The organism is Acinetobacter sp. YH12135 (assembly GCF_013418565.1).
GTDB classification, from domain to species: domain Bacteria; phylum Pseudomonadota; class Gammaproteobacteria; order Pseudomonadales; family Moraxellaceae; genus Acinetobacter; species Acinetobacter towneri.
Genome location: NZ_VPBU01000007.1, coordinates 47,992 through 61,722 on the forward strand (window position 1 = coordinate 47,992; position 13,731 = coordinate 61,722).

The window sequence follows — 13,731 nt, forward strand, 5'->3', positions numbered from 1 at the left end:
CCTGGTCTACTATCAGACAACTTTATTATTAAAAAGTCACAACAAATTTGCAATTTTTGAATGTGACCGTTTAGTGTACCCTTGTAAATTATGTTGGTAAATACACAAATATCCGATCAAATAAAGAACAAGATGGAAAAATCATGAAGATTAACCCCATGTGGAAACAAATTATTACAGAGCAGTTTTTAAAAACCACCATTCGCAAACCAAGCCAATTTAATTTACCCCCCAATTCTGTACGTTTTGCACTAGAACAAATGTGCCGTTTATTTCCCATGCAAAAGTCGGTGCAGGTACGCGCGCTGCGTTTAGCAGGTCTGCATGCCGAAGAATTAAAACCACAGAATGCTGCAACACAGCTCATTTTTCATATTCATGGCGGGGCTTTTTTTCTGGGTTCGTTAAATACCCATCGAGCATTTTTGAGTCAAGTTGCGGCACGCACCCAACTGACTGAGCTGTTGCAATAAAGTACGCTCGGTAAATGCACCTGTTAAACGTAAACTGCGAATTTCTTGTTGTTGTGCATCTAAAAACAAGAATGTCGGTGGCCCTAAAATTTCCCATTGATTAAGCAAGGCCTGATGACTTTCATCATAATCACTTAAATCGAGTTTAATCAGATAATACGCTGCCAATGCCTGTTTAACCTCAGCAGCCTTCAATACTTGCTGCTCAATCGGACGACACGCTACACACCAGTCGGCATAAACATCGATCATCACTTGCTGATTTTTAGGGGCTTGAGCCAGTAACTGTTGTAATTCGGCAGCAGTTTTGGCCTGATGCCATTGTAATCCTACTACACTTTTTTGCTGCCAAAAGCGCTGACTGTGTTGATACTGGCTATAAATCAGATAAGGCACAACCAACAATAACGCACTCACATAAAAGGCTCGCAAGCCACCATGATAGCGGCTTAAACGATGCAGCACATAGCCAATAAAACTGAGTCCAAGTGCCAAGCTAAGCCATTGCAGCCATGCTTCACCGATTAAAGGACGGACAAAATATAGTGCTAAAGCCAGCATAATAAAGGCAAACAGCACTTTAATTTGATGCATCCACAAGCCTGCTCGCGGCAATACTTTTGCCCCAAGCACACTGGCCAACAATAACGGCGTACCCATGCCAAAACCGAGTGTAAATAGTAGTAACGCACCCTGTATCTGACTTTGGGTTTGGGAAATAAACAATAATGCCCCTGCTAACGGCGCAGTCATACACGGCCCAACCAACAAGGCAGATAACATGCCCATTAGCGCAGCACCAGCTAAATTACCGCCCTTTTGCATAGATTGCGCCTGATCGAGTCGATTGACCCAAGCACGTGGTAACTTGATTTCAAACAAACCAAATAGGTTTAAAGCAAACAGCACAAATAACAGGCTAAAGGCAATTAAGGTTGCAGGCTGCTGCAACCAACGCTGAAAATTCAAACCTGCCGATGAGGCAATTAAACCCAACAGCGCATAGACCATGGCGATACTGCAGACAAAGACCAATGCAATCATCCATGCTTTGAGGCCTTTGTGTTCACGTACCAATAGAGAGGTCAAAATGGGCAACATCGGCAAAGAACACGGGGTAAAAGCCAGCAGCAGCCCTAATCCAAAAAATAATAACAAGCCATAGGCCAACGAGCTTTGTGCCAGTTTTTCAGACCACTGCTGATCTTGTGCCGTTATAGGTTGTGCAGCTTCAGGGCTTGTCTGCAAATCAGTTGGAGAATTGGCAGGTGCAGTTGAAAATCCTTCACGAGTGAAACTACTTTGCCCAGCCCAAATACTTTTTTGTGATGCACTTTGATTTTCTAAAATGACCAAACCTGTGTTATCGGTCTGGAATTCTATACGCTGCGGTGGATAACAAATCCGATCTTGGGCGCACCCTTGCCAAGTCACTTGATAGTGCTGCGCAGCTTGGGTGGGAATTTTAAAACTCACCTGCCGATAATAAACTTGAGTGTGTCCATAATTTTCATCATAAACATCTTCAGCGGGAGGCAACTCCAAAGCCAGCACTTGCTGCCCATGCTCGACCTTAAATTGATGTCGATACAAATAATACTGTTCAGGCATGTTCCAGCGCAGTTCTGCCTGATGCGAATCTACAGATTCAACACTAAACTGAAAGGCTTTTTCGGGCGGAAGTAATGGCGTTTCTGCTTGCACATTCAAACTGAACAGCAACAGCCAACCCAGCAATAAAATGCGCACAGCTTCATGCAAATAGTGACTCAGATGATAAGCCACGCCTCGAATCACTGCATTAAACTGTGCTGTACTCGGCTGAAAAAATGGCGGTGTCATCTTGTTTTAGCTGCCTCCGCATACACTTTGTTGTTATTTAATAAATGCAGCGCGTGAAATCACTGTTTACACGCGCTGCATTTTGAGTTGCTGTTTTAAGTGCTGTTCACTTAGAACAGGAACGACATCCCTAAACCTGCACGGTAACTTTTATCTGCACCGTCTAAATCTACACCAACACTGGCATCGAGTTGGGTCCGCTCATTCAGTGTATAAATCAGCCCTGAACCCAAACCATATTCATAGTCCTGACTTTCTGCTTTGCGATACACCAACTCAGAAAAACCCGACCATTGATCATTTAAACGATATTGAATATTTGGAATCGCAGTTGCCGCCCAATCACTATTTTGCACCGCATAACGCATAGTGATGCCCGTTTTTAATAGGTCGCTATATTGATAGCTCACCGCTGTGCTTAAACTGTAAATATCGTCATGTTCAGTAAAACCGTCATTGCCTGTGGCAATTAACGCTTCTAACAATACCGCCATCGACAATTTATCGTCATTTAAATCAATCGCTTGTTTTAGGCCAATGCTGACATCGCCCAAACCATCATCTTCAACCGATTGCCCTGCAGTTTTGCTTTGGCTCCACGCAGGACCCTGCCAACCTAGTTGCAACTCTAAGTCCTGCATTAAGCCTGTACGCAACAACATGTCAGCATTTAAGCGTGTGGTTTTCACTGTTTCGCCCAAAGCGTTGTTACTTTCCTGATAACTTGCACTTGGCAAAGCCTGTTCCCAAGCCAATTTTCCTACAGGGGTGATACCTGTGCTCATTCCTGCACCAAGACGATCAAATTCAAACTCGGTTGCTCCAACCTGCATGCTGATCGCTGCTGCCACCAGAATTCCAACTGTTTTTAATGCTGACATATTTTTATCTCTGCGGTTAGGCCAATTCTTTACTCATTTTTGCGCCATGGCGACGCAACAATTCTAAAGTCTGCTGTTCTTCTAGCAAAGCATCCGACCACTGAATTTCATCAAAATCACAATCAAACAATAAATCACTAATTGAAGATAAAATCGTTAAACCATCTTCATCTTTGCTGTTCGGATCGACTTTTTCATCTAATAAACGCTGTACCGCAGGAACACATGCTGCAGAAGCCGCATCCCAAAGTGGGCCGTAGACTTCTTCGGCATCCCATAAATGCAAATTCACTTTGGCTTGAATCAAGGCTTCTAAAATATCTAAATGGACTTGTAAATCTTGTTGTTTTTGCTGATCACTTAATGGCTGACCCGCCTCATAAGCTTCACAAATTTTTTCCCACCATTGAAATAAACCGTCAGACCAGACCGAAATGACAGGCCCCTTTTCGGCATCCATAAAATTAGGATCCAAACCCTCTGCCAAAAGGCGTTGCACTTGGGCAAGGTCTAATTCTTCTATTGCTTGCACCAAAACTTGTTGTTGCGCAGTTAACATGCAGAAAGCTCTCTTCAATCAATATTCAATTTAAGACTATTATGCCCAATAAAGCGGCATTTGTATGAGATAAATGTCAGCAAATCGTGAATTTACATCTGCACAGTTCTATCAGGCATAAAAAAGCCCCGCAATATTTGCGAGGCCAGAAGCCTGCAGTACTTAAACTGCATGTTTCTTATTCGTCAGCATCGACATCTGTATCTACAAATTCAGGGCGGGCACCACGAGGGTTCTCATTTTTTTCAAACGCATGTTCTAGGCTGCGTTTTAAACGGTCAATCGCACCATGAATTGCAGTATCAATGTTGTGACCACGATGATTTACAACCACTGGTTTTAAACCTGCTGGACGGGCTTCAATCATGCAACGGATGTCGTCATCACCGCCTTTTTCCCCATTTTCATCACTAAAATGTACTGAAAAATGGGTAATACGCTCACTGTGGCGTTGGAATTCATTATTCAGTTCTTCACGAACGTAACTAATTAATCGATCACTGTTTTGAATGTTTTTATCGGTACGGATTTCAATATTCATGATTTCATCCTCTTGCGTTCGTTATTTCTGAATCTTGTTGTGCCAAAATCTTACATATAATTTTATACATATACGTTTTAGCGTGTTTATAATGTGCTGTTTTTACAGCATAAAGTACATCTTCAACTTAGTTTGGAATAACTTCCTCCCATTTGAATGATGAACACTTTTAAGTCTGCAGAACCGTGTCCCTATACCTTGAATATCGGGCCTATCTAAAAAATATGCAAGCGATATTTATAGAAAAGCAGCAAAAGAATAACCCTTTTAGGACAAGTTTTCGCTCAGATGTTCAATAAGCAACCAATTTGACTGTTCAAGCCAATGTGATTGGTTTTTCAACACAGAAACTTGATGCTTTTAAGGGGCTTAGCATGGCATGCAAAAAGCTAGACATTATTTTTACCATTGGTTTTAAATCCTGCAAAAAATGCAGCGCTTTTAGAATTGGCAAAAAATACCAAGAAATGACCTGTCAATAATCGAATTTTGCTTTATTTTTGCTTAAGAATCTGTATCCTTGAAACGCTTTTCTTGGGGTCTTATTTTATGAAATTTACACATATTGCTGCGCTATGCGCTCTCTCCACTGCTGCAACATTCACGCAAGCTGCGCCAGTTTGGCAAGATTTCAGCATTACAGGTTTATATGGTGAGAATTACAAATCACCTTACGCTACTGAAGATCAAAAACTGGAACAAAGTACAGTTACCTTCGAATATGCTGCTGGATTGAAATACGGTGATTTTTTTGCCTTTGCTGACCGCTCTAACAATGATGCTGACGGCAATGAAACTTACTTTGAAGTATCACCGCGTTTAAGCTTGGGTGCTGTTTCAGGTCAAAAACTGGCAGTCGGCCCAATTAAAGACGTTTTAATTGCAACGACTTGGGAAGGTGGTGAAGGCTTTAACAACTACCTGTACGGTATTGGTTTTGATCTTGAAATTCCATATTTTAAATATGCACAGCTAAACTTCTACAAAGCAGACAATGATAAAGATGTGTCTGAAGATGATTATCAATTGACGTTTGCTTACGGCCTTCCGTTTAAAGTCGGTGCTGAAGACTTTTTAGTTGATGGTTTCCTTGATTGGTCTACTGCAGAAGATGACCACGCCAGCGAACTCAACTGGACTACACAATACAAGTGGAATGCAGGTAAACATATCTCTCCAAATACACGTTTATACGTGGGTATTGAACATTCTGTCTGGAACAACAAGTTTGGTATTAAAGGCGTAGATCAAAACGATGTTAGCGCATTAGTCAAATACCACTTCTAAGCCAGCCTCATCGCTATTCAAAAAGCAAGACTTCAGTCTTGCTTTTTTATTGGTCGTTAAAATAATTTTCAATCGTTATACATTGCTCACCACCACGCAACCCGTTTGTACTTGCTACAAAATTCCGCTACATTGAGTTAAATTTCAAATAAAAAGCACTGTGAACCCCACATGCAAAAAACCGATTTCATTATTCTGCTATTTTGTGCCATTGCCGCAATTTTACATGGCATGAGTGGTTTTGGCTTTCCCATGCTTAGCACCGCTGCAGTGGCGATGCTGTATCCGCTGAGTACCGCAGTCGCCTTGGTTCTCATTCCCTGTTTACTGTTAAATCTATACATGTTGCGGGGTGACACCAAGCAATCTTTATTGAGCAGTTTATATGGCTACTGCAAAAAATATTGGGGCTTAATTCTCAGTGCGTTAATTGGCAGCTATTTAGGCGTCAGTTTGCTGCTGATTCTAAATGAAGGCTATTTAAAATTTGCGATGGGGACACTGATTCTGCTTTACGTGGCCGATCAGTTTAGAACCCACCCCTTACAAATTTCAGCCTCACTGAAAAATATGCTGATTTTTGGTTTTCTAGCAGGTGTGATTGGTGGAGCCACCAATGCTATGGCACCGTTTTTAATGATGTATTTGCTCAGCACCCAACACAGTAAAACCGATATTGTGGTGATTAGTAATCTTAATTTTATTGTCTCTAAACTCATTCAACTGGCAGTGTTATATCCAGTAATTCAACAATTTAGCAGCACACAATTTAAGGTTTTGGCGCTAATTTGCCTAATTTCTGTAGCAATGGTTTATGTGGGCAGTCTGATTCGTAAAAATATTTCTCAGGCTGTATTTAAGCACATTGTTTTTACTTTACTTAGTTTCATGGCTATTTACGCAATTGCTCAAGGATTAGCCATCATCACAAAACAGCCTGCATTGTTGATATAAATCAATAAAATGAACATAACAAATGGAAAATTATTTAGATTTTTTTTGGCTTAAATAATTTTTTACACCTATAATTAAGACTAGCTTAAAAAACAGTCTGTTAAGACTGCTTCGGTCGTTTGCACCGACCAATCTTCCAACTTTTCCTTTTATTCCATTTTTACGGAGCGAACTTCTATGGAAAATAACCATATAGAAGTGCCAGCCAGTATTAAGCGAAAAGAACTGATCAAGACTTGGGCCATTGTTATTCTTGCGACCCTGCTCTCTTTCGGTTTGTATAACGTCTTACCCTATGATGAAAACGCCAATAAGGGTCTAAGTCTGTTGCTTTTTATTGGTATTTTATGGCTCACCGAAGCGGTACACATTACCATTACAGCACTGTTAGTACCTGTGCTTGCTGTAGCTTTAGGTATGCCACTTGAAAATGCCAGCAAAGAACTTGTACCAATTTCAACCAAGCAAGCATTAGCCACTTTTGCTGACCCTGTCATTTTCTTATTCTTTGGTGGTTTTGCCTTAGCAACTGCGCTGCATATCCAAAAACTGGATCGTAAAATTGCAATGTGGATTATTTCCATGTCGGGCGGTCACTTGGGGATTTCGGTTTTATCTATTTTTGCGGTCACTGCTGCGCTGTCGATGTGGATTTCCAACACCGCGACTGCAGCAATGATGTTACCGCTGGCACTAGGTTTGTTGTCACACCTCGATGCCACCAAAGAGCGTAAAACCTTCGTTTTCATTTTATTGGGGATTGCCTACTCTGCCAGTTTAGGTGGTTTGGGGACTTTGGTCGGCTCTCCGCCAAACGCCATTGCAGCCAAAGCTTTAGACTATGACTTTGCTGACTGGATGAAAATTGGTTTACCAATGATGCTGATTTTACTGCCAGCCATGTTGGTCAGCTTGTATTTGGTATTGCGTCCAAATTTAAACCAGAAAATTCATTTTGAAACTGAAGTGATTCCTTGGACCAAAACCCGTATTGCAACCATGCTTTTATTCGTATGTACTGCAGTCGCGTGGATTTTTGGTAAGAAGCTTAGCGAAACCTTTGGTATTAGCCAACCCGATACATGGACTGCATTAGCTGCTGCATGTTTGGTGGTCATGCTAGGTACTGCATCATGGCGGCAAGTGGCTGAAAATACCGATTGGGGCGTGTTATTACTGTTTGGTGGTGGTTTAACCCTCAGTGCAATCTTAAAAGATTCAGGTGCATCTTTGGTATTGGGTCAAACCCTTGCCAATACCTTTGGGGATACCTCTCCATTGGTGGTGATTTTTGCGGTGACCATCTTCATTATTTTCTTAACTGAATTTACAAGTAATACGGCGTCTGCTGCATTATTGGTCCCTGTATTTGCTGCAATTGCAGACCAAATGGGTATTCCAAAAGAAATTTTAGTGGTGATTATTGGTATTGGGGCATCGTGTGCCTTTATGCTTCCTGTGGCAACGCCACCAAATGCGATTGTATTTGGTACTGGTCAAATTAAACAAAGTGAAATGATGAGTGTGGGCATGGTCTTGAACGTCATGTGCGTATTTATTATTTCATTATTCGTATATTGGTTCTTTAGTTAAGGATCAATAAAAAAATGGAGCACAAGATGCTCCATTTTTTTCACCTTAATTTTAGAATATTTTAATCATCAAATAATTACCTAAATAAATTCGCTATACTCAGGACTTAATAATTTAGATACGATGAGGAGGGTTAAATGGCTAAGTTTTTGAATACGAGCGCGACCAATTTTTTCTTAGAAGAACTTATAAAAAATGCCAAAGAAAGGTTAATTTTAATTAGCCCATATTTACGTTTAAATGATCGTATTAAAGAATTACTTGAAGATAAAGATCGACTCAAAATTGATATTCGGATCGTTTATGGAAAAAGCGATTTACATCCTGATGAAATAAAATGGATGCAAAAACTTGATTTTGTTCGACTCAGTTTTTGTAAAAACTTACATGCTAAATGCTATCTCAATGAGTCTGAATGTATTATTTCTAGTCTAAATCTTTATGAGTTTAGCCAAATTAATAATAACGAAATGGGCATTTTGATTCGTAAATATGAAGATCAAGATGTCTTTAAAGATGCTTATGAAGAAGCACAGCGTATTATCCGTATTAGTGATGAAGTTAGAATTAGTTTAGATGAAGTTAAAGCCGAACCAATCAATGAATCTGTTGAAGAAACCAATGACAATAATGTTGGTAAATTAACATCATCTAAACTTGCAGCAAAACATAAAATGAAAACCAATGAATTATTGGCTCATTTTACCGAAAAAGGCTTTTTAAATATCAATGATGCTGGAAAGCACATACTCACTCAACAAGGCAAAGACGTAGGTGCAGAATTTAAAACCAGTCAATATGGTGGATATTTTTTATGGCCTGAAAATATTGAATTATAAACACCAATCAAAATTACAATAAAAAGCATCCATTACTTTTTTGAAATAATGGATGCTTTTTCTAAATTAAATCAGCTTAAACCGCCAAATCGGCTAAATTACCTTTTTGCTCTAACCACACTTTACGGTCTGCAGAGCGTTTTTTAGCCAGCAATTTATCCAATAAACCTGCGGTAAAATGACTATCATCCAAATCGAGTTGCACCAAACGGCGTGTATTTGGATCCATCGTGGTTTCACGTAACTGACTGGCATTCATTTCACCCAAACCTTTAAATCGGGTAATTTGCGGATTTTTGGTCTTGGCTTTTTTCAGGGTGTTTTCCAGCTCATCGTCATCTAACGCATAATGCACATCTTTACCGTCATCAATACGGAATAATGGCGGCATGGCGACGTATAAATGCCCATCTTCCACCAAGCTTGGGAAATGTTTCACGAATAAAGCACACAGCAAGGTAGCAATGTGTAAACCATCCGAGTCGGCATCGGCCAAAATACAAATCTTCCCGTAACGTAATTCAGACAAGTCATCACTGCCTGGGTCAACCCCAATCGCAATTGCAATATCGTGTACTTCCTGTGAAGCCAAAACCTCGTCCGAAGATACTTCCCACGTATTTAAAATTTTTCCGCGAATTGGCATGATCGCCTGAAAGTTTTTATCGCGCGCTTGTTTGGCAGACCCCCCTGCAGAATCACCTTCTACAATAAACAGTTCCGATTCTTCACGGGTTTGCCCCACGCAGTCGGCCAGTTTACCTGGCAAGGCTGGGCCTGAAACAATTTTTTTACGTTCTACTTTTTTCGCCGCTTTTAAACGACGACCTGCTTTGGAAATAGCCATTTCTGCCAGTTGCATGGCAATGTCAGAGTTTTGGTTCAACCACAAGGCAAAGGCATCTTTGGCGATATTCTGCATAATACTTGCTGCTTCACGGCTCGATAAACGCTCTTTGGTTTGCCCTGAAAACTGCGGTTCTTGGAACTTTAACGATAAAATGTAGTTGACCCCATCCCAAACATCTTCGGCAGACAGTTTTAAATTGCGCGGCAATAAATTGCGTAACTCACAGAATTCACGTAACGCATCGGTCACACCAGAACGCAGACCATTGACATGCGTACCGCCTTGAGCAGTTGGAATCAAGTTGACATAACTTTCCTGAATTTGCTCGCCGCCTTCTACATTCCAGCAAATTGCAAATTCGGCACTGGCACGTTCTGCCTCACCTGTCGCCACAAAAGCAGGGGCTGGTAAAATCTCACGATCTTCTAGCTCATCCATCAAATAGTCGACTAGACCATTTTCAAACTGCCAAACAATTTTTTCATCGTTAATTTCATCAATGTAATGAATCTCTAAACCTGCAGCCAGTACCGCTTTGGCTTTTAAATTATGTTTTAAGGCTTTTAGTGCAAATTTAGGCGAATCAAAATATTTAGCTTCAGGCCAAAAATGCACCAACGTACCCGAAGCACGTTTTGGTGCTTTGCCTTCCAATACTTCTAAAGGCGCAGCAGCTTCACCCTGATCAAATGCCATTTTATACAGGTTACCCTGACGCTGTACGGTCACTTCTACACGGCTAGATAAGGCATTGACCACGGAAATACCAACGCCGTGCAAACCACCAGAGAACTGATAGTTATCGGTACTGAATTTACCGCCTGCATGCAGTTTGGTCAGAATAATTTCAATCCCGCTTTGTCCGTATTCAGGGTGAATATCGACAGGCATGCCACGGCCATTGTCTTCTACTGACAATGAGCCATCTTTATAGACTTTTACCGTAATTTTATTGGCATGTCCCGCAAGCGCTTCGTCCACCGCATTATCAATGACTTCTTGCGCCAAATGGTTTGGACGTGTGGTGTCGGTATACATGCCCGGACGACGACGTACTGGATCTAAACCAGATAAAACTTCAAGAGATTGAGCGGTATATTGAGACACGTTGTACTGTTTCCTTAGGCTAGGGAATCCGATAAAAATTGCAGTAACATCGGAATTTTGTCTGCAAAATCATCCATGGCATGGTTGCCGTGCGCTTCGGTCATCATCATGGCCGAAGGCGAAGCAGCACTATAATAACGCTGCGCTTCACGATAATCCAAAACTTCATCACCTTGTTGCAATAACACCAATATTTTGTCTGCATCTTGCGCAACTGGCAACGCAATGTCTGCTAAGTCATCCAATTGCTGTGCAGTTAAATGCCAGTTTGGGTGTACGGTGTAAGGCAATACATCGCCAAACAAGTCTTGAAACAACTGCCATGGTCGCATAGCAGGATTGATCACAACAGCAGGCACATGATGCTGTGCGACCAATTGTGTCGCATAAAAACCACCCAAGCTGCTACCCACCAATGCCACATTGGGCAAGCTTCGAATCAATGCCGACAGTTGTGCCAAAACCTCTAAAGGCGGTGCATTTAAATCGGGCAAATGCATCTGAATATCTGGGCGATGCTGCTGCACATAGGCATACAATAACTGCCCTTTCATGGACAAAGGGCTACTTTGAAAACCATGTAAATAAATCAAATTCATTGTTGCTATGCCCTTATTTTTTCTCTCGATCTCGTGAAATTTAGCCACTTTTTATGTGTTTTTAATTTATTTTTCATGGAAAAATGCAATTGTTAGACAAAAAGACGCGTGCATCTTGGCAGTCATCGGTATTTTAAAAGTAGATCGAAATAAACACGATAAAATGAAAGCGTACAAGTTTATACCGCGAACTCAAGTAAAAATAAAGCGTTCGGTATATGGGAACACAAGGGGCAACACAGTATGCCAAGTTTAACACCACTGCATGAAACCTATTGTAGATGGGATCGTACACCTCCAAGTCAGGCCGATATTTTAGAAGGCTTGGCACAATTGGTCAGCACACGTCTGAATGCTGTCATGACCGATGTCATTCAAACCATTCAGCGTGAAGTCCTGCTTAGCGTGTTTGGCATGAGCGAACAACGCTCCAAAAAATTCCAGAAAACAGCCACATTTCAAAAGCTGTATAAATTCGCCTTTAATAGTTTGCAACAATACGGCTACCACTTTGTTGCACCTGGCTTACGCCATATTAATGCACAATTCCCAAATTTACATGACAAAGCCCTAACCCCCAGCCTGCACTTTTTAGTCGGTGTACTCAATGGGGTGTTGGGAGATTATTTACTCGAGCAGCAAAATCCGCTCGCGTTGCCTATGGTGCTATACGATCATTATGGTGCAGTTCAACAAGGCGATTTGTCTGGGCGTATTGTGATTTTTGCGCATGGTTTGTGTCGTAACCATTTAGATTGGACATCACATCAAATGGGTGGTTTTGGTGAAAAACTACTGGCGCAACGTGATCACAACACCATGCTGTATCTGAACTACAATACAGGACGCAGAATTTCAGCCAATGGGCGTAGTCTCGCCAATACACTGGAAGACTTAATTCAGCGTCATCCTCAAATTACCAGTATTGATTTAATTGGCCACAGCATGGGCGGCTTGGTGTCACGCAGTGCGCTGTTTTACGGCAAACAAAATATGCATGGCTGGATTCATTTGGTGGAAAATCTGGTATGTCTAGGTTCACCGCACCATGGGGCAGTACTGGAGCGTTTTGGGTTCCATTTGCAAGATAAATTAGGCCGCTTCCCGATTGTGAAAATTGTCGGGCATTTGGTCAATATCCGCAGTAACGGTATTTTAGATTTGCGGCATGGCAGTGTGCGTGATGATGACTGGGAACATAATCAGGCACGGATTGGACAGGTCGATGACAATCGTAAACCTGCGCCCTTACCGACCCATATCAACACCTACTTTGTTGCAGGCAGTATTGAGCGTGAGAAAAAACAAAAGCTGAACCGCAAAGTGATTGGCGATTATCTGGTTAGCGTGAAAAGTGCTTTGGGCGAACATCCCAACCCACGTTTTGAATTGAAATTGCCCGAATCACATAAAGCGGTGTTTTATGGTTTAAACCATTTTCAGTTGCCTTATCACCCAAGTGTGGCCGAGCAATTGGTGAAGTGGTTTTATCCACCACAAGAAGATGTACCTGAACAGCAAATCCATGAATTTATTGGTGATTGGTCAAGTTTAGAAGGCATTGCCCTGACTTAAAATTTAAGACTTACCCAACTAAAAATATAAAAAAGCGCCATCTCAGTTTTGTAGATGGCGCTTTTTTAAATCCAATACCAGATAGACCAAACTTATTTTTTCTTGATTTTGCCAAATGAAGCAGGCGCAACAAAAGGATAGTTACGCAGTAATTGCCATAAACTGACCAAGGCCAACACACTAAAAAACAGCAATGACCATACTGGTAAAGACTGCCCCAAGAACGTCCAATCAATCACAGCACATTCACCTGAACCCGACAGCACTTGTTGCAACACAGCTTTCATGGGTAAAGCATCTACCAAATAATCCAGTCCTGGGCCGCAGCTTGGCACTTGATCAGGCGGTAAGTTTTGCAGCCAAACATGACGTGCTCCCACACCCACCGACCATAAAATTCCAATACTGCCGAACAGCGCATAAATACGCTTAACCACGTTAGATTTAGGGTTATGCACAAAGGCAATCAGTGAAACCAAGCCCAATACAATTAGGCCCACCCGCTGAAAAACGCACAGTGGACACGGCGCTAAACCTTGCACATGCTCCAAATACAATGCAAATGTCATCCCAATGACACTGGCTAAAAATAAAACACCACTTAGCAGACGATAACTCAATTGCATGTTTA

12 protein-coding genes and 1 pseudogene are annotated in these 13,731 nt (G+C 41.5%); 6 read left to right on the forward strand and 7 right to left on the reverse strand.

Going from position 1 to position 13,731, the window contains the following annotated elements; genetic code table 11:
* Positions 1 to 143 precede the first annotated feature (143 nt).
* Positions 144 to 464, forward strand: a pseudogene (locus FTU70_RS05655) (esterase); the annotation flags it as partial.
* Here the strand turns inward: FTU70_RS05655 and dsbD are convergent.
* The 4 genes from dsbD to FTU70_RS05675 all read right to left on the reverse strand — a co-directional run bounded on the left by dsbD (position 405) and on the right by FTU70_RS05675 (position 4,296).
* Positions 405 to 2,315, reverse strand: a complete 1,911-nt coding sequence (gene dsbD, locus FTU70_RS05660) for a protein-disulfide reductase DsbD (RefSeq protein WP_180060262.1) — start codon at positions 2,313 to 2,315, stop codon at positions 405 to 407. The pseudogene FTU70_RS05655 and the gene dsbD overlap by 60 nt on opposite strands.
* 110 nt (positions 2,316 to 2,425) lie before the next feature.
* Entirely contained in the window at positions 2,426 to 3,196 is a 771-nt protein-coding gene (locus tag FTU70_RS05665; RefSeq protein WP_180060264.1) for a transporter, read from the reverse strand.
* 16 nt (positions 3,197 to 3,212) lie between these two features.
* The gene (locus tag FTU70_RS05670; RefSeq protein ID WP_180060266.1) at positions 3,213 to 3,755 is read right to left on the reverse strand and encodes an ankyrin repeat domain-containing protein; all 543 of its coding nucleotides are present in this window, start codon (positions 3,753 to 3,755) and stop codon (positions 3,213 to 3,215) included.
* Between the two features lie 178 nt (positions 3,756 to 3,933).
* Complete coding sequence (locus FTU70_RS05675) at positions 3,934 to 4,296, reverse strand: HPF/RaiA family ribosome-associated protein (protein ID WP_168417681.1); 363 nt, start codon at positions 4,294 to 4,296, stop codon at positions 3,934 to 3,936.
* Between the two features lie 549 nt (positions 4,297 to 4,845).
* Between FTU70_RS05675 and FTU70_RS05680 the strand changes: the two genes are divergently transcribed.
* From FTU70_RS05680 to FTU70_RS05695, 4 genes are all read left to right on the forward strand, one after another.
* The gene (locus FTU70_RS05680; RefSeq protein WP_180060268.1) at positions 4,846 to 5,583 is read left to right on the forward strand and encodes an outer membrane protein OmpK; all 738 of its coding nucleotides are present in this window, start codon (positions 4,846 to 4,848) and stop codon (positions 5,581 to 5,583) included.
* Positions 5,584 to 5,754: 171 nt separating this feature from the next.
* Positions 5,755 to 6,537 (forward strand): sulfite exporter TauE/SafE family protein, encoded by a 783-nt coding sequence (locus FTU70_RS05685; RefSeq protein ID WP_180060270.1) that lies wholly within the window; start codon positions 5,755 to 5,757, stop codon positions 6,535 to 6,537.
* Positions 6,538 to 6,714: 177 nt separating this feature from the next.
* A complete protein-coding gene (locus tag FTU70_RS05690) occupies positions 6,715 to 8,130 on the forward strand; it encodes a DASS family sodium-coupled anion symporter (RefSeq protein WP_180060272.1) in 1,416 nt (471 codons plus the stop codon).
* A gap of 137 nt (positions 8,131 to 8,267) precedes the next feature.
* Positions 8,268 to 8,969, forward strand: a complete 702-nt coding sequence (locus FTU70_RS05695; RefSeq protein ID WP_180060274.1) for a phospholipase D family protein — start codon at positions 8,268 to 8,270, stop codon at positions 8,967 to 8,969.
* A gap of 76 nt (positions 8,970 to 9,045) precedes the next feature.
* Here the strand turns inward: FTU70_RS05695 and parE are convergent, their stop codons facing one another.
* Together parE and FTU70_RS05705 are read right to left on the reverse strand one after the other, a co-directional pair.
* Positions 9,046 to 10,926 (reverse strand): DNA topoisomerase IV subunit B, encoded by a 1,881-nt coding sequence (parE, locus tag FTU70_RS05700; protein ID WP_180060276.1) that lies wholly within the window; start codon positions 10,924 to 10,926, stop codon positions 9,046 to 9,048.
* 14 nt (positions 10,927 to 10,940) lie between these two features.
* Complete coding sequence (locus tag FTU70_RS05705) at positions 10,941 to 11,525, reverse strand: YqiA/YcfP family alpha/beta fold hydrolase (RefSeq protein WP_180060278.1); 585 nt, start codon at positions 11,523 to 11,525, stop codon at positions 10,941 to 10,943.
* A gap of 243 nt (positions 11,526 to 11,768) precedes the next feature.
* On the opposite strand from FTU70_RS05705, the gene FTU70_RS05710 reads away from it, so the two are divergent.
* Positions 11,769 to 13,100, forward strand: coding sequence for an alpha/beta fold hydrolase (locus FTU70_RS05710; protein ID WP_168417674.1), 1,332 nt, complete (start codon positions 11,769 to 11,771; stop codon positions 13,098 to 13,100).
* 92 nt (positions 13,101 to 13,192) lie between these two features.
* On the opposite strand, the gene FTU70_RS05715 is transcribed toward FTU70_RS05710, so the two are convergent.
* Positions 13,193 to 13,726, reverse strand: coding sequence for a disulfide bond formation protein B (locus FTU70_RS05715; protein WP_180060281.1), 534 nt, complete (start codon positions 13,724 to 13,726; stop codon positions 13,193 to 13,195).
* Between the last annotated feature and the right edge of the window lie 5 nt (positions 13,727 to 13,731).